This window comes from Colwellia sp. MB3u-8 (assembly GCF_014076985.1).
GTDB lineage: Bacteria > Pseudomonadota > Gammaproteobacteria > Enterobacterales > Alteromonadaceae > Cognaticolwellia.
In genome coordinates, this window is record NZ_JACGVA010000030.1 from 205748 (window position 1) to 227433 (window position 21686).

General features: G+C 39.7%; 18 protein-coding genes and 1 other annotated feature. Of the genes, 11 read left to right on the top strand and 7 right to left on the bottom strand.

Translation table 11 applies throughout. The features are described from left to right. Positions 1–35 precede the first annotated feature (35 nt). The 4 genes from H4J54_RS01080 to H4J54_RS01095 all read right to left on the bottom strand — a co-directional run bounded on the left by H4J54_RS01080 (position 36) and on the right by H4J54_RS01095 (position 4091). Positions 36–443, bottom strand: coding sequence for a hypothetical protein (locus H4J54_RS01080; RefSeq protein ID WP_182188983.1), 408 nt, complete (start codon positions 441–443; stop codon positions 36–38). A 181-nt stretch (positions 444–624) separates the two neighbouring features. Next, positions 625–1311 carry a tRNA (adenosine(37)-N6)-threonylcarbamoyltransferase complex dimerization subunit type 1 TsaB gene (gene tsaB / locus H4J54_RS01085; protein WP_182188984.1) on the bottom strand — a complete coding sequence of 229 codons (687 nt, stop codon included), beginning with the start codon at positions 1309–1311 and terminating at the stop codon, positions 625–627. 186 nt (positions 1312–1497) lie between these two features. Next, complete coding sequence (locus H4J54_RS01090) at positions 1498–3450, bottom strand: ATP-dependent DNA helicase (protein ID WP_182188985.1); 1953 nt, start codon at positions 3448–3450, stop codon at positions 1498–1500. 326 nt (positions 3451–3776) lie between these two features. Further along, positions 3777–4091 carry a hypothetical protein gene (locus H4J54_RS01095; protein WP_182188986.1) on the bottom strand — a complete coding sequence of 105 codons (315 nt, stop codon included), beginning with the start codon at positions 4089–4091 and terminating at the stop codon, positions 3777–3779. 386 nt (positions 4092–4477) lie between these two features. Further along, positions 4478–4609, top strand: a sequence feature (His leader region). A 104-nt stretch (positions 4610–4713) separates the two neighbouring features. Here H4J54_RS01095 and hisG point away from each other — a divergent pair. The 10 genes from hisG to H4J54_RS01145 all read left to right on the top strand — a co-directional run bounded on the left by hisG (position 4714) and on the right by H4J54_RS01145 (position 15651). Next, positions 4714–5613 (top strand): ATP phosphoribosyltransferase, encoded by a 900-nt coding sequence (gene hisG / locus H4J54_RS01100; protein WP_182188987.1) that lies wholly within the window; start codon positions 4714–4716, stop codon positions 5611–5613. A 3-nt stretch (positions 5614–5616) separates the two neighbouring features. Beyond that, on the top strand, positions 5617–7023 hold the full coding sequence (hisD, locus tag H4J54_RS01105; protein WP_182188988.1) for a histidinol dehydrogenase: 1407 nt from the start codon (positions 5617–5619) through the stop codon (positions 7021–7023). Next, positions 7024–8145, top strand: a complete 1122-nt coding sequence (hisC, locus tag H4J54_RS01110; RefSeq protein WP_182188989.1) for a histidinol-phosphate transaminase — start codon at positions 7024–7026, stop codon at positions 8143–8145. Position 8146: 1 nt separating this feature from the next. After that, on the top strand, positions 8147–9217 hold the full coding sequence (gene hisB, locus H4J54_RS01115; RefSeq protein ID WP_182188990.1) for a bifunctional histidinol-phosphatase/imidazoleglycerol-phosphate dehydratase HisB: 1071 nt from the start codon (positions 8147–8149) through the stop codon (positions 9215–9217). Between the two features lies 1 nt (position 9218). Further along, entirely contained in the window at positions 9219–9839 is a 621-nt protein-coding gene (hisH, locus tag H4J54_RS01120) for an imidazole glycerol phosphate synthase subunit HisH (protein WP_182188991.1), read from the top strand. A 3-nt stretch (positions 9840–9842) separates the two neighbouring features. Further along, complete coding sequence (hisA, locus tag H4J54_RS01125) at positions 9843–10580, top strand: 1-(5-phosphoribosyl)-5-[(5-phosphoribosylamino)methylideneamino]imidazole-4-carboxamide isomerase (RefSeq protein ID WP_182188992.1); 738 nt, start codon at positions 9843–9845, stop codon at positions 10578–10580. Further along, a complete protein-coding gene (gene hisF, locus H4J54_RS01130) occupies positions 10562–11350 on the top strand; it encodes an imidazole glycerol phosphate synthase subunit HisF (protein ID WP_182188993.1) in 789 nt (262 codons plus the stop codon). The genes hisA and hisF overlap by 19 nt, the downstream gene beginning before the upstream one ends. Further along, positions 11344–11967, top strand: a complete 624-nt coding sequence (gene hisIE, locus H4J54_RS01135; protein ID WP_182188994.1) for a bifunctional phosphoribosyl-AMP cyclohydrolase/phosphoribosyl-ATP diphosphatase HisIE — start codon at positions 11344–11346, stop codon at positions 11965–11967. Before hisF ends, hisIE begins: the two co-directional genes overlap by 7 nt. Positions 11968–12504: 537 nt before the next feature. Then, entirely contained in the window at positions 12505–14829 is a 2325-nt protein-coding gene (locus H4J54_RS01140; RefSeq protein WP_182188995.1) for an EAL domain-containing protein, read from the top strand. Positions 14830–15159: 330 nt separating this feature from the next. Continuing rightward, positions 15160–15651 (top strand): GNAT family N-acetyltransferase, encoded by a 492-nt coding sequence (locus tag H4J54_RS01145; RefSeq protein WP_182188996.1) that lies wholly within the window; start codon positions 15160–15162, stop codon positions 15649–15651. 392 nt (positions 15652–16043) lie between these two features. On the opposite strand, the gene adk is transcribed toward H4J54_RS01145, so the two are convergent. Next, positions 16044–16688: an adenylate kinase gene (gene adk / locus H4J54_RS01150; RefSeq protein ID WP_182137584.1), complete on the bottom strand. Its 645-nt coding sequence runs from the start codon at positions 16686–16688 to the stop codon at positions 16044–16046. A 193-nt stretch (positions 16689–16881) separates the two neighbouring features. Then, the gene (htpG, locus tag H4J54_RS01155; protein ID WP_182188997.1) at positions 16882–18843 is read right to left on the bottom strand and encodes a molecular chaperone HtpG; all 1962 of its coding nucleotides are present in this window, start codon (positions 18841–18843) and stop codon (positions 16882–16884) included. A 352-nt stretch (positions 18844–19195) separates the two neighbouring features. Between htpG and H4J54_RS01160 the strand changes: the two genes are divergently transcribed. After that, positions 19196–20383, top strand: coding sequence for a YbfB/YjiJ family MFS transporter (locus H4J54_RS01160; RefSeq protein ID WP_220464161.1), 1188 nt, complete (start codon positions 19196–19198; stop codon positions 20381–20383). 612 nt (positions 20384–20995) lie between these two features. On the opposite strand, the gene recR is transcribed toward H4J54_RS01160, so the two are convergent. After that, the gene (recR, locus tag H4J54_RS01165) at positions 20996–21601 is read right to left on the bottom strand and encodes a recombination mediator RecR (RefSeq protein ID WP_182137581.1); all 606 of its coding nucleotides are present in this window, start codon (positions 21599–21601) and stop codon (positions 20996–20998) included. Between the last annotated feature and the right edge of the window lie 85 nt (positions 21602–21686).

Sequence of the window (21686 nt, forward strand, 5' to 3'; positions counted from 1 at the left end):
TTTCGGTAGAGGAATGATAATTTTTATCCAATAAATCAGGCAAACAAGTCAACACCAAAAATTTGTTGAATACTATCGCGTTGAGCAATAGCATCAACCGACTGATAAGCAGCTACAGCCAATTTATTTTGGCTCGATGGTGTATCATAACCACTGTGGGTACTCGTTTGCTGATAATTTTGTTGTGAGCTTTGTTGTGAGCTGTTACGACTGTCATACGGGGGCAACGGCTGACGTTCGATTAGTGCCATGGCCTGTTCATCGATATCGAGGCGTTGGCGTGTATTAATATCCGATGGTGACTTTTGGCTTTGACTTTCTTCACTACTAAGCGCTTCGCGCGCAAGTGCCTTAGTACGCTGCTCTTGAGCGGGTACAGACGAATTCTTCCCTAACCCGATAGCCGGTTGGGATGTTAAGTTGACAGAATTATTGACTTGCATAAAAGTAATCTAACAAATTTATCATCAAGGTGAAAACTATTTTTCATCAAAAAATTAGCTGGGCAATAACCAAGCTAGATTAAAATGCAGTAAAACATAACGAGTGCAATAGCATAAGCCCGTGTGAAAAAGTGTTTATCAAAAAAACTCATTCAGAACAAAAAGCAATATAATGTCTACTTTATCGCCCAGGCAGCTTCTTCCATGACACGGTATCTCGAACGTATTTAGGCTGGGCGTTTTCAGCATCAACACTTTGCTCTGCAAAGTCTATTTGCCCAATGGCTAACATAGCTAAAGCGGTTGGAAACAAAATTTCAGGTGAATCCACATTGGACTTTAATGCTGCCAAGGCAGGATAAGCGTCCCATCCTGTTCCTACGCCATAAGCGGGTAATACTAAGTCTTTATAATATTGGGCAACCAATTCAGGTTTTAATACCGTTTCTTCAGTTTTTGGCTGCATAATACCCAGATCATCAACTTCAAAGTAGCAGGTATACACCTCTGACATACGCGCATCAATCGCGGCAATAACTTTGCTAACACCTTTATCAAGGTAAGCTTGCTGAGCCATCGCTTGTAAGGTAGATACACCGCGCGCCGGCAGCTCTGCAGAAAAAGCTAAACCTTGTGTTACGCCTATGCCAATACGCACACCGGTAAAACTTCCCGGTCCTTGACCAAAAATAATACCATCAAGCTCAGTTAACTTAACGTTCGCCTGCTTTAATACACTGTCAATCATAGGTAATAAACGCAAACTATGAGACTGAGGACACAGTTCATACTCACTAAACTGTTTATCAAAATATTTAATTGCTACTGAACAAGCTTCAGTAGAGGCATCGATGGCCAAAAAATTCACGTCAAAAACCCTTTAAAATTACTGTCATTACTCATCCGGCGAGTTTAACATTATTTTACCTTAAGCCTAGAGAACTTTAACTCAGGTAAACTTTAAGCCAGATAAAATCTTCTCGTCTAAACAAGCATTCTTTCAACTGCAATCAACAGCAAGTTGGATCGTGGCAAACTTTATTGACGATAAAAGTTATTCGCGACCAACCAGTTGTGCTAAAAACTCTGCGGCTTGGTTAATATCTCTACTGCGCTTCATGTCAGGTAAACTCTTGAGAAAAACTTCTCCGTATGGACGATTAACCAGTCGGTCATCACAGATAACCAGTATACCCTTGTCATTAACATCACGAATCAAGCGCCCTACCCCTTGCTTTAAGGCAATAACCGCTTGGGGTAATTGAATTTGTGCGAATGGGTCTTTGCCTTGTCGTTTTACATCTTCACTACGGGCCTGCAATAAAGGGTCGTTCGGTGAAGCAAACGGCAATTTGTCAATTATCACACAGGTAAGTTTATCACCTCTAACATCAACGCCTTCCCAAAAACTTGCTGTGGCAAGCAACACAGCACTGTCTTGCTCAACAAATTGCTCTAATAACTTACGCTTACCCATTTGTCCTTGCACCAGTAATGGGTTATCAATACGCTCAGCTAATAACTCAGCAACTTGGTGCATAACACGGTAACTGGTAAACAGCATAAAACAGGCGCCAGCACTGGCTGCAATTAAGGGAATAGCAAGCTCACTTAAGGCTTTAGCACGATTGATATCATTAGCGGATGGCAAATAACGCGGAATAATTAATTGGCATTGTTTCGCATAATCAAACGGGCTATCCAGTAACAAACTGGCCGAATGCTCTATACCTAAATGACTAGAAAAATGTTTAAACTCGCCATCAACAGCAAGCGTTGCTGAAGTAAATATCCAACCCGCACCTGATTCTTTTACGTAAGTACCAAACTTATCTGCCACCGATAAGGGTGTTTTATGTAGCACAACATGCCGTGGCGTGGTTTCATACCAAAAGCTCATGCCCATAGCATTTACATCAGCCATCACTTCATATTGCGTTAATAGATTTAACGCTCGGTCAAAGCAATGATCAATCGCCTCGTTACGCGAAACACAAAGTTTGATCACTTGATAAAGAAAGTCTAAATCTGTTTTTAATAAGCTAAAGGCATGAGCAAACTTTTGCTGTTGGTGTTTTTCTCGCCAGTTGCCGCGCTCGGGATCGTAACTAAAAAGTAGACGAAATTCTTGACTGGTTTTCAACAGCTTTTCTGCTGCCTTTGCCAACTGTTTTACGTCGGTTAATTCTGTTCTGTAAACCTGTAAAACATCGCTACAAAGATCCAGTAACTGTCGTGTGGAAAACGCCTCACCAAAATATTCACTGGCTATATCAGCAATTTGATGGGCTTCATCAAAAATCATCACATCAGCTTTAGGGATTAACTCACCAAAACCGCTGTCTTTTAGCGCCATATCAGCAAAAAACAAATGATGATTTACCACCACAAGATCGGCATCAATAGCTTTTGTACGCGCTTTAATTAAGTAGCAACTTTCAATATTAGGGCATTCTTTGGCGAGACAGTTATCAACAGTACTGGTCACAAACGGAAATACCGGCGAGCCTTCAGTCACATTAACTAACTCACCAATATCACCACTTTGTGTGCCATTGGCCCAAGATCGCACTTTGACAAAATCAGCCAATGTTTGCGCGTCAAGTTGGCCACGCGATTGTTGATATTGCTCCAAACGATATATACAAAGGTAGTTGGCGCGGCCTTTTAATAACGCCACTTGTGCATTACTGGCCAGTGCTTGGCGAATTAAGGGTAAGTCTTTATGAAATAATTGTTCTTGGAGGTTTTTTGTTCCGGTTGAAACAATAATTTTTTTCTGTCCCTCATTATTTTCAGCATTGGCTTTGTTAGCCAATAACGCCGGAATTAGGTAGGCAAATGTTTTGCCCGTACCTGTGCCCGCTTCAACAATGAGCGAACTTTTTTGCTCGATAGCTTTAGCAACTTCTAGTGCCATATCTAACTGAGCTTGGCGTGGCGAAAAGCCATTAATAGCTTTCGCTAAGGCACCTTGATGTGAAAACGCATGTTCAACAGCACTCATAAAGGTACGACATTGATAAATTTGCGCTCATTATAATCATCACAGACAAAAATAACAGGAAAAATAACGCTAAGCTTGACTAATAATAGCGCTAATATAATGCAGATTTAAAAACATTAAAATACCCAATAAAATACAGGCTAAGGTGAAAAATAGCATGGAGCGTAGAATGAATAGTGGAGTGGAGAGTAGTGTGGAGAATGAAATAAACAGTCAGGTGGCAATAAGCACAGCCTATACCTTAAATCATGCATTGATACTAGCCGCTTAATTTAGCTAGCTTAACTCAGTCAGCCTAACTCGGCTTTTATGCCAATAGCTAAATTTTATACAAAAATATCTAGGTGGGGTTTATCATCTTTTTCTGAATGTGTGCACTCACTATCCTCAAAAACATCAATATTTTGACCGGTATTATCGGCTGGCACTGGCGTTGCTTCAACCACCTCTGGCGCTGTTTTGTCAGTGCTTTCTTCTTGATCAGACGATTTTTTAAAATATAATGCCGGTTCCTCTAAACCGTCTATATCGTCAGAAACAACATGAGTTGCAGCCGCTTTCATCAAGGCCTTAACTTTTAAACTAGCAGGTTTTATAGGCACAGGGACAACACGGGTTAATACGGTAGTGAAAATGTCCATTGTTATGCCCCCTGATTAAAATAAAACATCTCTGCTTTGTCATCGTTATATAGTCATGGTTATCTATCGGCAATACTCACTTAACCTTTACCTTTTTTACGCTACACATTTTAGAACAAAACAATACTAGCTTAGTTCAAAAAATCATATTGAGTTAACATTAAACACTTGCTCTAACTTAAGAATCCACGTATCGTTAAATCTAAATTAAAGTAAGTACTTTAAAAAGTTTTTGTCTTTTTTCAATAGCTTTTATAGAATCATTTAAAGTAACTTAAAAGTAGCGCTTTAATTTAGAAAATAGCCAAATAAATTATTATCTTACAACTATGCTAACTGAAGCAATAATAGAGTAAATACAACATGACTTTAAACTTGATTGCCATTCATCACCATCATCATACAGATTAGCTGCTCAGGTTTATTCGCTGAGGGCTATGAACCTTTCAGCGGTGTAAGATAAATAAAAATTAATTTCTAAACCCCCGAAAGAGTTCATCTCTCGGGGGTTTTCGCATTTTTATGGCTTTGAAATTGTATATACATGCTTTTTTGAACAATGATAAAACACATAAAAAGCGACTAAATAGCACAAAAAATTTAAAAATTAATAGGAAAAATCATGACAACAGAACCACGTTTACGCATTGCAATGCAAAAATCAGGTCGCTTAAGCGACGACACACAAGCGTTATTAAAGCGTTGTGGCCTTAAACTTAATGTCTCTGATCGCCTATTACTTGCTCATGTTTCTAATATGCCCATTGATATCATGCGCGTACGTAGTAGCGATATTCCAGGCTTGGTCATGGACGGCGTTTGTGATTTAGGTATCGTTGGCGACAACACCTTGGAAGAAGCCGCATTAGAGCGTGAGTTAATGGGCCAAAAATCAAAATATATTCGCACCTTAGGTTTAAACTTTGGCGGCTGCCGTTTGTCAATAGCCATGCCAGAAGGCTTTGATTATAAAGGTATAAAAAGTCTAGATGGCCTTAGATTTGCCACCACCTATCCACAGTTACTAAATCGTTTTGCCAAAAACAACGGTATCAACGTCGAATTTTGCTTACTAAAAGGCTCTGTTGAAGTCGCGCCTCGTGTTGGCTTGTCTGATGGCATTTGTGACATAGTATCTACAGGCGCAACATTAGAAGCGAATGGTTTAGTTGAAGTGGCAGAAATTTTTCGCTCACACGCGTCATTAATTCAAACCAATAAAGCTTTAATACCAGAGAAACAAGCGATTCTTGACACTTTATTACCTCGTATTCAAGGCGTGATGAAAGCCAAAGAAAGCAAATACATCATGCTGCATGCACCCAAAGACAAAATCGCCCAAGTCAGTGCGCTTATGCCAGGTAAAGAAACACCCACTATATTACCTTTAGCCGGACGTGAAGACATTGTTGCTGTGCACGTTGTCGCGACAGAAACATTTTTTTGGGAAACCATGGAGCAACTTAACGCTTTAGGTTGTAACTCTATTTTAGTAATGCCAATTGAAAAAATGATGGGCTAACGTATGAATATAAACAACCAAAATCCCAATAGACTAAAAGACCTAATCACTTGGGAAAACTTGTCCAGTACTGAACGTAATTATGCGCTTGCCCGCCCGGCCATTGCAGAAAGCGGTTTGTTATCACAACAAGTAGAAAATATTCTCACCAATGTAAGAAAAAACGGTGATAAAGCCTTATTCGATTTTACCGAAAAGTTTGATGGTGTCTTGCTTGACACTTTAACAGTGACAGCAGAGCAAATTGCTGCAGCAAAAACCAGATTAACGCCTAAACGATTAAAAGCCATTGAAACAGCTTATGGGCAAATTAAACGTTTTCACCAAGCACAAATTAGTGCTGACATTCGTGTTGAAACTACGCCTGGTGTGGTATGTACCTTAAAAACTGAAGCTATTGCTAGTGTGGGTTTGTATATTCCAGCCGGTAGCGCACCATTACCCTCAACGGTATTAATGTTAGGTGTACCCGCACAACTAGCACAATGCCCACGCAAAGTCCTAGTGTGCCCGCCCAATAAAGAGGGCCAATTAGCGGACGAAATTCTAGTGGCGGCTTCATTATGCGATATTGAAGAAATATATAGTGTCGGTGGCGCACAAGCTTGTGCTGCATTAGCTTTTGGTACGCAAACAATTAAAGCGGTGAACAAAATTTTTGGTCCGGGCAATAAATATGTTACCGAAGCCAAAAAGCAATTATCACAGCAAGTGAATGGTTTTGCTATTGATATGCCAGCAGGACCATCAGAAGTGCTCGTCATAGCAGACGCCAATGCTAATGCAGGATTTGTCGCCGCTGATTTATTATCGCAAGCCGAACACGGTCCCGATAGCCAAGTTATTTTGTTATCAGATAGTATGGCACTCATCAATGCCGTTCAGTTAGCCTTAGCAGAGCAACTCACCCTGTTATCACGAGCAGAAATAGCGCGCCAAGCCTTACAGCAAAGTCGCTTAATACTGACTAAAGATTTAGCACAAGCCGTTGAAATATCAAATGAATATGGGCCAGAACACTTAATTATTCAAACCGACAATGCTCAGCAGTTATTAACTGAGCTACGTAATGCCGGTTCAATTTTTGTTGGCGCGTATACGCCAGAATCGGCGGGTGATTATGCTAGCGGTACCAATCATGTACTACCCACTTATGGTTATTCAAAAGTGATCAGTAGTTTGTCATTGGCTGACTTTTCAAGACGCTTTACTGTGCAAGAAATTACGCGTCAAGGCTTAAGTAGTTTGGCGGAATGTATTTGCGAACTCACCGATGCTGAAGGGCTAGACGGTCATAAACGTGCCGTTACTATTCGCTTAGAAGCGCCGTTAGTGCCGACAGGAAAAAACACAAAAGCTGATTTTGATCGACAGAGCAACAGCAGCTCCAACCAGAGTACGGAGGCATAAATGAGCATTGCAAACAAACTTGCCCGCAAAGAACTCATAGATATGGTGCCTTACCAGTCTGCGCGCAGACTTTATGCTAGCAGTGGTGCAATACAAGGCAAAATTTGGCTCAACGCTAACGAAGCTTCAGGTCCCGGTATATACCAAGTCAGCAGCGACAGCATCAATCGCTACCCTGACTTTCAACCAGAAAACTTGATCAATGCTTATAGTGCTTATAGTGCTATAGCCGCAGAAAACATGTTAGCCACTCGCGGCGCAGATGAAGGCATAGAGCTGATCATCAGAACCTTTTGCCAAGCCTATCAAGACAGCATTGTTATTTGTCCACCCACTTATGGCATGTATGCTATTAGCGCTGAAAATCATGGTGCCGGTATTATTAAAGTGCCATTAACCACAGAGTTGTCGTTAGATTTAGCCGGGTTAAAAGCACAAGTGGGTCAAGCCAAAGTGGTATTTTTGTGCTCGCCAGGTAACCCAACGGGTAATTTACTGGCACAACAAGATATTAAAACCGTGCTTGAACTCTTTGTCGACTCAGCCATTGTTGTGGTTGATGAAGCCTATATCGAGTTTAGCCCTGAACAATCTGTGTCTAGCTGGCTTAAAACATATCCACATTTAGTGATTTTAAGAACGCTGTCAAAAGCCTTTGCTTTAGCCGGTTTACGTTGCGGATTTACCCTAGCTAATCAAGACATTATTTCGATGATCAGTAAAGTTATAGCGCCTTACCCAATATCTGCGCCCGTTGCCGATATTGCTAGTGCCGCTTTAGCGCCATCTGGCCTAGAACAAGTGAGTATTCGCGTACAAGAAACTGAAATTTTACGTAAACAATTAACCACCTGGCTAACCCAGCAAAGTTGGTGCAGCCAAGTATTTAAAAGTGATGCAAATTTTGTTTTGTTTCGTTGTCAAAATGAAGCAGTAAAAAACTTTATTTTTAATGGCTTGGTAGAACAAGGTATTTTAATCCGTGATCAATCAAAACAGCAAAATTTAGCCAACTGTTTACGCATCAGTATTGGTAGTGAACGCGAACTTGACCTATTACAGCAAACTATCATCAATAGTTTTATCACAACAACAGCCCAAACGCTGGCAAAAGAGAATTAATATGAGCCAACAAAATATTTTATTTATCGACCGAGACGGTACTTTAATTGAAGAGCCGATTAGCGATAAGCAAGTCGATAGTTTAGCCAAGTTAGTTTTTGAACCTAACGTGATCCCGGTGTTAATTGCCTTGCAGAAAAAAGGCTTTCGCTTAGTCATGGTGTCAAACCAAGACGGCTTAGGTACCACAAGCTACCCACAAAGTGACTTTGACTTGCCACATGACAAAATGATGGCCATGTTTGCCTCGCAAGGGATTAACTTTGACGAGGTACTACTTTGCCCACATTTTGAAGCAGACAATTGTAGCTGCCGCAAACCTAAATTAGGCTTAGTCAGTGACTATTTACAGCAAGGTAAAGTTAACTTTGCCAACTCTTATGTTATTGGCGACCGAGACACTGATATCGCGCTTGCGGCCAACATGGGTATTAAAGCGCTTAAATATAACCGTCAATCGCTTAATTGGAACGACATTGCTGAGCAACTACTGACTAGCTCAAGAGTAGCGAAAGTGGTTAGAACAACAAAAGAAACCAATATCAATGTGGCCATCAACCTTGATAAAATCGGTGATATTAAGATCAAAACCGGTTTAGGATTTTTTGATCACATGCTTGAACAAATTGCTGCACATGGTGGTTTTAGCATGCAAGTTAGTGTTGATGGTGACTACCACATTGACGAACACCACAGTGTTGAAGACACAGCTTTAGCCTTAGGCCAAGCGCTTAAGCAAGCCTTGGGTGACAAACGCGGTATTGGTCGCTTTGGTTTTGTTTTACCTATGGACGAATGTCGTGCTGAGTGCTCGATTGATCTTTCTGGTCGTCCTTGGTTAGAATTTGACGCCAAATTTACAGATAATATGGTCGGACAAATGTCGACCCAAATGGTGCCACATTTCTTTCGTTCATTAGCTGACTCGATGGCAATCACCCTGCACCTTTCAACCACTGAAGGCAATTGTCATCACCAAGTCGAAAGCTTATTTAAAGTATTTGGTCGTGCTTTGCGTCAAGCCATAGCGGTTGACGGTGATGATCTACCCAGCACAAAGGGATGTTTATAGCATGAGTGAAAACTCGCAAGCTAACTTTGTTATTGTTGACACAGGTTGTGCAAACCTGGCATCGGTAAAGTTTGCCGTCGAACGTTTAGGTTTTGCTATTACTATTTCTGATGACATCAAGGTCATTAAAAATGCTGACAAAGTTATTTTACCTGGTGTGGGCAGTGCTCGCCACGCCATGGAAAATATCAGGGCAAAAGGTTTAGTGGCTACGCTACAACGGCTTACCCAGCCGGTATTAGGTTTTTGTTTGGGCATGCAATTAATGGCTCGTACTTCTGCTGAAGGTGTAGGTAAAGATGAAGTGGTTGAATGTTTAGGCTTGATCCCTACCGATATTCGCCCGCTTGAGGCTAATACCTTACGTTTGCCACATATGGGCTGGAATACCCTAACTCAGGTTAGCGACCATGCCATATTTACCGGCATCAAGGTTGATGACTATTTCTACTTTGTGCATAGCTTTGCGGCGCCCATTTCTGAATATACTGTTGCCCGCTGCCACTATGGTAGTGAATTTTCTGCTGCCATTGCCAAGGATAACTTTATCGGTTGCCAATTTCATCCTGAACGCTCTAGTGCGCTTGGTAGTAAAATAATTAAGAATTTCTTGGAGATGTAAGCCATGATGATCCCAGCAATCGATTTAATTGACGGCGAAGTCGTGCGATTATTTCAAGGTGATTACCAACAAAAAACCAACTATCAATACACTGCAAAAGAACGACAAAATGCTTATGCTAAAGCGGGTGCAACTGTCATGCACTTTGTTGACTTAGACGGTGCAAAAGACAGCAATAAACGCCAATTAACTTTACTAGCAAGCTTAGTAAAACACGACAGCATGATCATTCAAGTGGGTGGCGGTGTGCGTTGTAAAGAAGACGTGCAACAGCTACTTAACTTAGGCGCTGACCGTATTGTTATTGGCTCACTCGCCATCAAAGAGCCAACATTAGTGCAAGCATGGTTAACCGAATTTGGTGGTGAACGTATTGTGCTAGCACTCGATGTAAAAATAGATGCTATGGGTAATAAAACCCTACCTACACACGGTTGGATAAAAGACAGTGGCGTTAATTTAGAAGCCTTATTAGATGATTACATTGCTGCCGGTTTAATTCATGTTTTGTGTACGGACATTAGTAAAGACGGTACATTAACCGGTAGTAATGTTGCCTTGTATCAAGAACTTTGTCAGCAATATCCCAGCATAAAATGGCAAGCGTCTGGCGGCATTGGCTCATTAGATGACATAAAAGCCCTAATACCCACGGGTGTTGATGGCGTCATACTGGGTCGCTCACTGCTTGAAGGTAAGTTTACGTTAGAGGAGGCAATCGCATGCTGGCCAAACGCATAATTCCTTGTCTTGATGTTCGCGATGGTAAAGTAGTAAAAGGTGTGCAGTTTCGTAACCATGAAATTATTGGCGACATAGTACCGCTGGCGCAAAAGTATGCACAAGCGGGTGCCGACGAACTGGTTTTCTATGATATTACCGCCAGCTCAGATGACCGTGTAGTAGACAAAAGCTGGGTTAGTCGCATTGCTCAAGTTATCGACATTCCCTTTTGTGTTGCCGGTGGTATAAAAACCGAAGCAGATGCAAAGCAGATTTTAATGATGGGTGCGGATAAAATATCCATTAATTCACCGGCGTTAAGAGACCCAAGCTTAATATCGCGTTTAGCCGATATTTTTGGTCAGCAGTGTATTGTGGTTGGCGTTGATAGCTTTTTCAATCAAGACGCTAATAATGGTGCGGGTGAATACCAAGTTTACCAATTTACCGGCGATGAAACCCGGACACAAAAAACTAAATGGCGCACCCTAGATTGGATCCAAGAAGTACAAAGATTAGGCGCCGGTGAAATTGTACTCAATTGCATGAATCAAGACGGTGTTCGCCAAGGCTATGATATTAAGCAACTTAGCCAAGTGCGTAAACTGTGCAATGTGCCGTTAATCGCTTCAGGTGGTGCTGGTGAAATATCACATTTTGTTGATGTTTTTCAGCAAGCAGATGTTGACGGCGCGCTCGCTGCTAGTGTTTTCCACAAAGCTATTATAGCGATGGATGAATTAAAGCAAACCCTTAAAAATGAAAAAGTTGAGATCAGATTATGCTAATTACACAAGACAATGTTAGCCAATTGGCATGGGATAAAATGGCGGGCATGATCCCAGCCATTATTCAGCATCAAGATACCGGTGCCGTTTTAATGCAAGGCTACATGAACCTTGAGGCTTTAGAACAAACTTTAGACTCTGGTTTAGCCACCTTTTACAGCCGCGCTAAACAAGCACTTTGGTGCAAAGGCGAAACCAGTGGTCACTATTTAAAAGTTAGCCAAGTAGTCACTGATTGCGATCAAGACAGCCTGCTCATCGCTTGTCGGCCGCAAGGTCCTACTTGCCATCTAGGTACAGAGTCTTGTTTCCCTGAACAAACCATTAGTCAACAAAATTTTCTTAGTCAACTTGAGCAAGTGATTGCCAGTCGTAAAAATGACGCGCCAGAAGATAGTTACACAGCACATTTACTTTCCCGCGGCACCACTAAAATAGCGCAAAAAGTGGGCGAGGAAGGTGTCGAAGTGGCGTTAGCTGCCGTTGCTGAAACCAAAGAAGATTTATTAGGTGAATGTGCCGACTTGTTTTATCACACCTTAGTGCTACTGCAAGATCAAAATATTGACCTAAGTGAAGTCATGGCAGTATTGCAATCAAGACATAATAAAAAGTAAAACTGATCACAGCTTAGCGAACTAAATAATGAGTGAGCTAAGCATGTTTTTAAAAAGTAGCCTTAATACTCAATAATGTCAGTACTAAATAATGTCAAAAATAACGTAAAAAATAAAACTAGTGCTTCAAAAGTTAGCACTAAATTTTACCCATCTCATTAATTTTCTATTTATGTCTACTGGTTATAACAAGCTTCTACGGCATTATTTATTTAATATTTAGCACCACTGGTTATTAATATAAACAAGAAATTTGTGATTATCTTGTCTAAAAGCACCCTCAAAAATATAGCCAGCGTTTAAAAGTACCGGTCAACCAATGTGAATATAAAGTAATGGAAATGTTACTTTTATGCTTTTGTTTTACTTAAGTTTTATTTTTTGTTTTACTTATGTTTTACTTATGTTTTACCTATATTTTTTCATTACATACTCGTAAATTTTTCGTTATATTAGGTAATAAGTAAAATGATTGCTCAATAGCATTTCAAGCGATAATATTAAACTATAAAAAATTAATGGAGTATCATTTTTAAAATGAAAAGTCGCTCACTAGATGATAAAATTCTATTAACCGTAACGGCTACGGCAATATTAGCATTACTTTCAGCCCTGATTTCAAGCATTCGAACACACGACAATGTAGGAATTATTATTGACCTTATTGCGATACTGGGCATAGCGAGCATTTTTTCTGGCGTTTGGTATACGAGTAAAACGAAATTTTTCAGTGGCTTACTTGTTTTTTTTATTCAACTAACCGTCTTAATAGCTATTTACATTAAGGGTGAGAGTTTAATTTTTTGGCTGTTTCCAATAATAATAGCCAGCTTTTACTTACTTCCTACAGTCGCCGCAAGCCTGTTGAATAGCTTGGTGATAATCATTGCATTATTTATGACCTATCAACAATTTGATAGTTTTACTTTACCTCGTGTTATTGGCTCCTTAATTGTAACAAATATCTTTTCATTAGCCTTTTCGATGTTTATGGAAAGTAAAAACCGTCAATTATCAGCAAAAGATAAATTAACCCAATTACGTAATGGCACTCTCGAATTAATTGCCAGCTCAAGTAAATTATCTACTATATTGCACTCCGTCATACATAACGTTGAAAACGCATATCCTGAAGCGATCTGTAGTATTCTATTGCTCGACAAATCAGGAAAACACTTAGTGTTAGGCGCTGCTCCTAGTTTGCCTGATTTTTATAACGAAGCCATAGAAGGTGTAACTATTGGCTATGGCATGGGGTCGTGCGGCACAGCAGCGTTCACAAAAAAAAGAGTTGTTGTCAGCGATATTGCAACACATCCTTTTTGGGTTAATTGGGCCCAGTTAGCTAAAAAAGCTCAATTAGGCGCTTGTTGGTCAGAGCCCATTATTAATGATAAAGGCGATCTGTTAGGGACTTTTGCTATTTATCATCGTAAAATATCAACACCAAAAGATATCGATTTTACCTTAATTGAACAAGTGTCTAATCTTGTTTGTATTGCCATTGAACGAGATAAAGCCGATAACATCATATGGCAGCAAGCCAATTTTGATAATTTAACACAATTACCAAACCGTAACTTATTACTCGAACACCTAGCTACGGCGGTCGACAACGCGAAACGTGAGAAAAAACAACTCGCTATTGCTATGCTAGACCTTGATAACTTTAAAGATGTTAATGACTCTTTAGGTCATAGTGCTGGCGATGCTCTACTTATCGAAAGTGCTAAACGCATAAAAAGTTGTCTTAGACGTAACGATATTGTTGCCCGTTTAGGCGGGGATGAGTTTATTGTCGTACTTGTCGGTACAACCACAGCAATCGATGTTGATAAGGTTGGGCAAAAATTGTTAAGCACCCTTTCCCAGCCCTATATAATTGATGAACAGAGTATTCATTGTACCACCAGTATCGGTGTTGCCCTTTATCCTGATGATGCCATGAGTATTGATACCTTATTAACAAATGCCGACCAAGCCATGTATAGTGCTAAGGCGCGTGGGCGCAATAACATTAACTACTTTACCGAAAATATGCGTACCGAACTCCTTAAGCGCATGGAAATTATTCAAGACTTACGTATCGCCATTACACAGCAACAATTTCACATGGTTTATCAACCTATTGTTAACTTAGAAAATCATAAAATAGCTAAAGCTGAAGCACTTATTCGCTGGCAGCACCCTGAAAAAGGCTTAATCTCTCCAACAGACTTTATCGCTATTGCAGAGGAAGCAGGACTCATTACAGAGATTAGTGAGTGGATATTTAATGAAGTATCACAGCAGGTTAAACATTGGAGACTAACATATTGTCAAGATCTGATGATCAGTATCAATACCTCGCCAGTCCAATATAGAAATCAAGGTAAGCAAATTATTGCATGGACTGAGTCTCTTAAAGCGCAAGGTATTTCACCTCAAGCCATTGCCTTTGAAATTACGGAGAATCTGTTAATGGAAAATCAAACAGAAGTTGTCAACGTACTTGATAAAGTTCGTCAACAAGGTATTGCTGTTTCTATTGATGATTTTGGTACTGGCTATTGCTCATTTTCTTATCTTAAAAACTATGCTATTGATTACTTAAAGATTGATAAGAGCTTTGTACAAAATATGTCTGCTAATAATAAAGATGCGGCGTTATGTGAAGCCATCATAGTAATGGCCAGCAAGCTCAATATTGACGTTATTGCAGAAGGAATAGAAACAGAGCAGCAGCAAGATTTTCTAACTGAAGCCGGTTGTCTTTTTGGCCAAGGTTACTTATTATCAAAGCCCCTGACAAAGGATGATTTTGAACAATTAATAATCAAGCAGAATAATAAAATCAAACCTGAGAGTAAGCTAACTACCTAGTGATTTACTGAAAATCGACTAAAAATTTGCTAGAAGTAAACGGTCTTAGTTCAGGCTTTATTGACGACTTAGCGGCCAATAATAAAACCTCAATGACTAATAAAACAGTTTATCAAGTGACGAACCACTATGACCAATTTATCATAGTGGTTCGTAAGAAGTGCGTCGTAAGAATAACAATTGACCACTAATAACTAATAACTAATAACTAATAAAAAATCGTCATGAAGCAAGTGACTTTATCCGCAAGTATATAACGAAATGTGTAACAAAAAATAGCTAGTACAAGGCTGTACATCACCTAAATCTCATGAAAAAGTATGATAAAATATGAAACATTTGCTCAAAAAACCGCTTATACCTACTGAAATAATCTGGCAAAACAAAACCTTCTCACAGCTAACCACTCATGAACTCTACGATTTATTAAAATTACGGATTGATATTTTTGTTGTTGAGCAAAGCTGTTTTTATCCTGACTTAGATGATCACGACCGCCACCCACAAACCCAACATCTATTTTGCTATCAAGACGGTGTTATGACCGCATATTTACGTATTTTACCCAAGGGCTTAACCTATTCAGATAACATTAGTATGGGTCGTGTCGTTATTGCCTCATGTGCCCGTGGTATAGGACTTGGCCACGAACTAATGCGAGTTGGTTTAGTTGAATGCCTGAAGTTTTTCCCAAATGACATAGTGAAAATATCAGCTCAAGAACATTTAGAGAAGTACTATAATCAGCACGGTTTTGAACGTGTCAGTGAAATGTACTTAGAGGATGACATCCCCCATATTGGTATGCTAAAAACCCATTAAAGCATGTAATAAAGGTAGAGTTAACGCTTTAGCAAGGGTTTAAGTACTAGGTAGCTTTTATCAGCTATATCACCGTTCTTTCTCACCAACCTTGCCTAAGGGTAACAATGTAGCCCGGAGGAATTGTTTTGTGATTTTTTTGTAGGTCGGACTTTAGTCCGTCAACTCTAAGCGAACTGTTAATTAGATCAGCAATAAACATCTGCAGCAGGTTTTACTTTTGTCGGTCTTGATAGCAAAAAAAGTTAAATTTCATTTAACCTGATGGACTAAAGTCCACCCTACATAAGCCTTAGGTTTTTTTAGCACAAAAAAATAGCCCTTCATACTAAACATAAAAAAGCTCGCATAAGCGAGCTTCATATTTCATAACTTAGCATTCAGTGCTTAACTTATGATAGCTTCTCATCTAACAATGAGCTCACTTGTTCAACTGGTTGTGTGCCATCAATCGTTAAATAAGCACAAGCGTTAGCTTTAGCTTCGCCTTGGTAGTAGTCAACTAATGGTTTAGTTTGTTCGTGATAAATGCCTAAGCGCTTACGTACAGTTGCTTCTTCGTCATCTGGACGCACAGATAAATCGTCACCCGTTACATCATCTTTACCGTTTTCTTTTGGCGGATTGTAAACGAGATGATAAACGCGACCTGAACCGGCATGAACACGACGGCCTGCCATGCGTTCAACAATCACTTCATCTGGTACATCAAACTCAATAACATGGTCAACAGTAACACCGCTCGCTTTCATTGCATCAGCTTGTGGAATTGTGCGTGGGAAACCATCAAGTAAGAAACCCGCTTTACAGTCGTCTTGGGCTATACGCTCTTTAACCAAACCAATAATTAATTCATCAGATACGAGCTGCCCTGCGTCCATCACTGCTTTGGCTTTTTGGCCGAGTTCAGTGCCTGCTTTAATCGCAGCACGAAGCATGTCACCCGTAGATATTTGTGGAATGCCAAATTTAGCCATTAAGAATTGTGCTTGAGTCCCTTTACCGGCACCCGGTGCACCTAATAAAATAATGCGCATTTAGTATAACCCTATTTAATTAATGAATTAGTATTGTGAAAGAGCAAACACTATACATATTCAAAGGGCTTCAAACAAGTAGCAAGCGGTGCAAAAAAACAAAAAAGGAGCTAAAAAGCTCCTTTTTTTGACTAAAGTCTAATGATAGTCGGATGATAATATGACCTAGATCATTATTTAACCTGGCTGCCGTTTATTTAGTTAGGCTCAACATTAGTTTGTTCAAACGGGCAACAAAAGTTGCTGGGTCTTTCAAACTGCCCCGCTCTGCTAACATGGCTTGTTCAAATAAAACTTCAGTCCATTGTGTGAACTTTTCATCGTCTTGCTCTTCAGCAACGTGCTTGATCAAATCATGCTCAGCGTTAATTTCAAAAATTGGCAATGAATCTGGTACTTCTTGACCCACTGATTGCATTAACTTCATCATTTGGCTGCTCATATCATGTTCATCAGCAACAATACAAGCAGGTGAATCAGTTAAGCGTTGTGATATTTTAACGTCTTTGGCTTTGCCTGCAAGCGCTGCTTTTATACGAATAACAACTGAGTCGAATTCTTGCTCAAGTTTTTCTTGTGCTTCTTTCGTTTCAGCATCATCCATATCACCTAAATCTAAACCACCACGGGTAACTGATTGTAATTGCTTACCATCAAACTCAGTTAAATGGCTCACTAACCATTCATCAATACGGTCAGCCATCAATAATACTTCAATGCCCTTTTTGCGGAACACTTCTAAATGAGGGCTGTTTTTAGCCGCTTCAAAACTATCAGCAACGACATAATAAATTTTATCTTGGCCTTCTTTCATCCGTTCTACGTATTGCGCAAGTGCAACACTTTGCAGACTGTTATCTTCATGAGTAGAGGCAAAACGCATGAGTTTAGCAATAGCATCTTTATTAGAAGAATCTTCAGCTGGACCTTCTTTTAGTACTTGACCAAATTCGTTCCAGAATAGTTGATATTGCTCAGCATCTTTGTTGCCCAATTTTTCAAGCATTTTTAAAACACGTTTAGTACAACCCTTACGTATGGCTTGCGTGATTTTATTATCTTGTAAAATTTCACGTGATACGTTTAAAGGCAAATCATTTGAGTCCAATAAGCCTTTTACAAAACGTAAATAACTTGGCATGAATTGCTCGGCGTCGTCCATAATAAACACACGTTGAACAAATAATTTTAAACCATGCTGTTTCTCACGGTTATGCATATCAAACGGTGCTTTAGATGGAATGTAAAGTAATGAAGTATATTCAGTTTTACCTTCTACTTTATTATGTTCCCATAAAAGTGGGTCACCAAAGTCATGTGATACATGCTTATAAAACTCTTTATATTCTTCGTCAGTAATCTCAGACTTTTCTCGTGTCCAAAGTGCGGTGGCTTTGTTCACAGGCTCCCATGTGGCAGGAACCGCGTCGCGTGCTTCAACGGCTGGTTGTGTTACCTCACCTGCGTCATCTTTTACTTCTTCAATCGCGTCAACACCCGGTACTTCCGGTGTTAACATTTCAACTGAAACAGAGATATGGTCTGAATACTTAGTGACAATAGTTTTTAAACGCCAATCATCAGCATACTCACTTTCTTCTTCTTTTAAGTGAAGAATAATGTCAGTACCACGGTTAGTTTTTTCAATTTTAGCGGTAGTGAATTCACCTTCACCGGCACTTGTCCACTCAACACCTTCCGAAGCATCAACACCAGCAGCACGTGAACGCACAGTGACCGAGTCAGCAACGATAAATGCTGAGTAAAAGCCGACACCAAATTGACCAATTAATTGTGAGTCAGACGCTTGGTCGCCAGAAAGTTGTGAGAAAAATTCAGCCGTACCTGATTTGGCAATAGTGCCTAGATGCTCAACGATTTGATCATGCGTCATACCAATACCGTTATCAGAAATAGTCAGGGTATTGTTTTCTTTATCGCAACTTACACGTACACGTAAATCACCGTCACCTTCATATAAATCAGCATTCGATAATGCTTTAAAACGTAATTTATCAGCGGCATCAGCAGCGTTTGAAACTAACTCGCGTAAGAATATTTCTTTATTTGAATAAAGTGAGTGGATCATCAACTGTAATAGTTGCTTTACTTCGGTTTGAAAACCGTGAACTTCTTTTTGGCTTGTCTCAGACATCTGGAAACTTCCTACTCTAACTAACATTAAAATGATTGTTTATCGTGAATATTAAACATCATTATCCAATACTCACTCGATAGTTAACATGTGGGGGTAGCGATAAGGTTTTCAAGCAAGAAATTAAAAAAACATCAGAGATGATAGTTCTGCTCAACGTTATCATTGCTTGGCTATAATTTTATTTATCACTATTTTTATATACTCTATATAACAAATAATGATTTGCTTTCAGTAACTTCTGTTCTTACATTAAAGTATTAGCTTGTTTGTACTTTAACGACCAAAATTGGCTCAGTTACTGTCTTTTCATCAGTATTGACCGTAAGCGATAACACAGGGATTTAACATCTTGCTTGATCGAAATAACAATGCCGCGATCTTATTGGCTGGCATTCTAGCCCTAGTGGTTGGTGTTGGCGTCGCGCGTTTTGCCTTTACCTCATTACTGCCAGCCATGTTGGAAAACCACCTCAGTATCGCTTTCGCCGGCGTACTCGCGTCAATTAACTATGTCGGTTATTTATTGGGTTCAATTTTCTCTATTTTTATTAAAGATATTCATGCCAAAGTGAAATTTTTCCGCATCGGCTTGGCCTTGTGTGTTATCACATCACTGCTACTGGCTTTGACCCAAAACAATACTATTTGGCTAGTGTCTCGCCTATTTGCCGGCTTTGGCGCGGCTATGGCATTAGTGGTTGGCTCTGCCATCGTGATGTCAAAACTACAAAATACCAATAAAACCAAAGCAATGGGTATACACTTTAGTGGTTTAGGTTTTTCAATATTGGTTTCTGACTTAATCATGCGCAGTGTTTTTACCTATAGCGAAAATTGGCAACATGCTTGGTTAGCTTTAGCGATTGCGGGGCTAATATTCGCCTGCTATTCAGCCTATATTCTCAGTTTTGACAAGCAAAGTGCTGACAAAGTGATTAGCCACAAATTTGATAAGTCGTTATTTACGCCACTGGTAATTGTTTTAGCGCTGGCCTACTTCACCGAAGGTGTTGGCATGGTGATACAAGCAACCTTTCTTCCTGACATTGTAAACTCACTACCGGGGTTAGCCGGTTATGGCGGCTATGCTTGGTTAGCGGTTGGTTTAGCAGGTATTCCTTCTTGCATTCTTTGGATGCGTTTGGCACACAGGTACAATAGTATCGACATTATGATGGTAGCGATGGCGCTGCAGATCATTGGTATTTTAATCCCAACCTTCTCTGCCAATATATGGCTTAATTTACTCAGTGGCGTGTTATACGGTGTCACCTTTATTGGCCTTGTTTCACTGTTTATGAATTTTGGTGGCCAATTAGCCGGTAAAAACCCCGTTTTTATTATGGGGGTGATTACAGCCGCTTATGGCGTTGGACAAGTAGTTGCACCACTTTATTGTGTGACGTTAATCGCGAAATTTAACAATTATAACGCTGCACTGTATTTAACCGCTTTTATTGTTCTATGTGGCATATTATTACTCAAATATGCGAAAAACAATTTAATGACCCATAACCAACTTGCTTGTAATTTATAGATAATTAATTAAAACCCTCTGCTCGACAACAAGGATGTTAAGTTATAAAGTTTTATTTTTAAAAGGCTATAAAGGAAGGAAGGAAGAAAGGAGTATGTTGGCCAAAATTACTTTCACGGGTGGTGATATAGCGTAAGGTAATTGTTTTGTCGGTCGGACTTCAGTCCGTCAAAGGTTTAGCGGGCGATCAAAGTGATGGCTCAATAAACATCTGCAATGGCTGTTATTTTTGTTTATTGGCATTTGTGCTGAGAGAAGTTAAATTTCATTTAACTTGATGAATTAAAGGCCAACTAAGCGGGTAAGCCTTAATAGCCACTAACCGACAAACTTTATACCTGCCCGCCACCACAGACCATATTAAAAACATTGGCATACTAATAATGGTGATGATTAAAATTGAACTTAAATAGCTTTTATTCAACCATTAAGCTTGTTGAGTAAATTTAAGCATACCTTCTGCTAAAAGGTAACTTCTTCAGCTTCATTTAAAATATGTAAAGCTATGGGCGAGTTCATTGCTTTATGCATTTTTAATAAGCGTAATATCCCCTAAAACTGATGTTTATCAAGTGCTCGCTAAATGCTAAACCTAGCTTAGATTTATCAAGACTAAAAACTATAATTTTTACGGCCTGACAGTGCATGTGACAAGGTATTTCCGTCAACATATTCTAGTTCACCACCGACCGGCACACCGTGAGCAATACGTGAAATTTTAACATCATAGGTTTGAGTCAGTTCAGCAATAAAATGCGCGGTGGCTTCTCCTTCCACGGTCGGGTTAGTCGCTAAAATAACTTCACTAAATTGCCCTGTCGCCAATTGTTTTTCCAAAACGTCTAAACCTAAGTCATCTGGACCAATACCATCAAGGGGGGATAAATGTCCCATTAAGACAAAATAAAGCCCTTGAAACTCACCCGTTTGTTCAATGGCAATAACATCACCTGGCGTTTCAACAATACACAATTGCGCCGCTATTTTACGCTTAGGACTCAGGCAAATATCGCACAAGGCTTCTTCAGTAAATGTACGACATTGTTCGCAATGACCAATATTTTCCATGGCCCGAGCCAAGGTTTGTGAAAGCTTGTTACCGCCATGACGGTTTCGCTCAAGTAAATGAAAGGCCATGCGCTGCGCTGATTTTGCACCAACCCCAGGTAAACATTTTAATGAATCAATAAGTTCTTGAACTAACGGGCTAAATTTCATTACAACTCTTTCTTGGCTTATAGCAAATCGACTAATTAATGACTCGACTTGTTATTATTAATTTTTGCAAAGTGCTTGGCTAAAG

What these genes read in the sequence shown, in the direction of transcription:
- hisIE (WP_182188994.1), top strand. Translation starts at nt 11,344, where the DNA reads ATGCTAATTACACAAGACAATGTTAGCCAATTGGCATGGGATAAAATG.
- H4J54_RS01145 (WP_182188996.1), top strand. Translation starts at nt 15,160, where the DNA reads ATGAAACATTTGCTCAAAAAACCGCTTATACCTACTGAAATAATCTGG.
- H4J54_RS01095 (WP_182188986.1), bottom strand. Translation starts at nt 4,091, where the DNA reads ATGGACATTTTCACTACCGTATTAACCCGTGTTGTCCCTGTGCCTATA.
- adk (WP_182137584.1), bottom strand. Translation starts at nt 16,688, where the DNA reads ATGCGCATTATTTTATTAGGTGCACCGGGTGCCGGTAAAGGGACTCAA.
- hisH (WP_182188991.1), top strand. Translation starts at nt 9,219, where the DNA reads ATGAGTGAAAACTCGCAAGCTAACTTTGTTATTGTTGACACAGGTTGT.
- hisG (WP_182188987.1), top strand. Translation starts at nt 4,714, where the DNA reads ATGACAACAGAACCACGTTTACGCATTGCAATGCAAAAATCAGGTCGC.
- H4J54_RS01090 (WP_182188985.1), bottom strand. Translation starts at nt 3,450, where the DNA reads ATGAGTGCTGTTGAACATGCGTTTTCACATCAAGGTGCCTTAGCGAAA.
- recR (WP_182137581.1), bottom strand. Translation starts at nt 21,601, where the DNA reads ATGAAATTTAGCCCGTTAGTTCAAGAACTTATTGATTCATTAAAATGT.
- hisF (WP_182188993.1), top strand. Translation starts at nt 10,562, where the DNA reads ATGCTGGCCAAACGCATAATTCCTTGTCTTGATGTTCGCGATGGTAAA.
- H4J54_RS01140 (WP_182188995.1), top strand. Translation starts at nt 12,505, where the DNA reads ATGAAAAGTCGCTCACTAGATGATAAAATTCTATTAACCGTAACGGCT.
- hisB (WP_182188990.1), top strand. Translation starts at nt 8,147, where the DNA reads ATGAGCCAACAAAATATTTTATTTATCGACCGAGACGGTACTTTAATT.
- hisC (WP_182188989.1), top strand. Translation starts at nt 7,024, where the DNA reads ATGAGCATTGCAAACAAACTTGCCCGCAAAGAACTCATAGATATGGTG.
- hisA (WP_182188992.1), top strand. Translation starts at nt 9,843, where the DNA reads ATGATGATCCCAGCAATCGATTTAATTGACGGCGAAGTCGTGCGATTA.
- H4J54_RS01080 (WP_182188983.1), bottom strand. Translation starts at nt 443, where the DNA reads ATGCAAGTCAATAATTCTGTCAACTTAACATCCCAACCGGCTATCGGG.
- htpG (WP_182188997.1), bottom strand. Translation starts at nt 18,843, where the DNA reads ATGTCTGAGACAAGCCAAAAAGAAGTTCACGGTTTTCAAACCGAAGTA.
- hisD (WP_182188988.1), top strand. Translation starts at nt 5,617, where the DNA reads ATGAATATAAACAACCAAAATCCCAATAGACTAAAAGACCTAATCACT.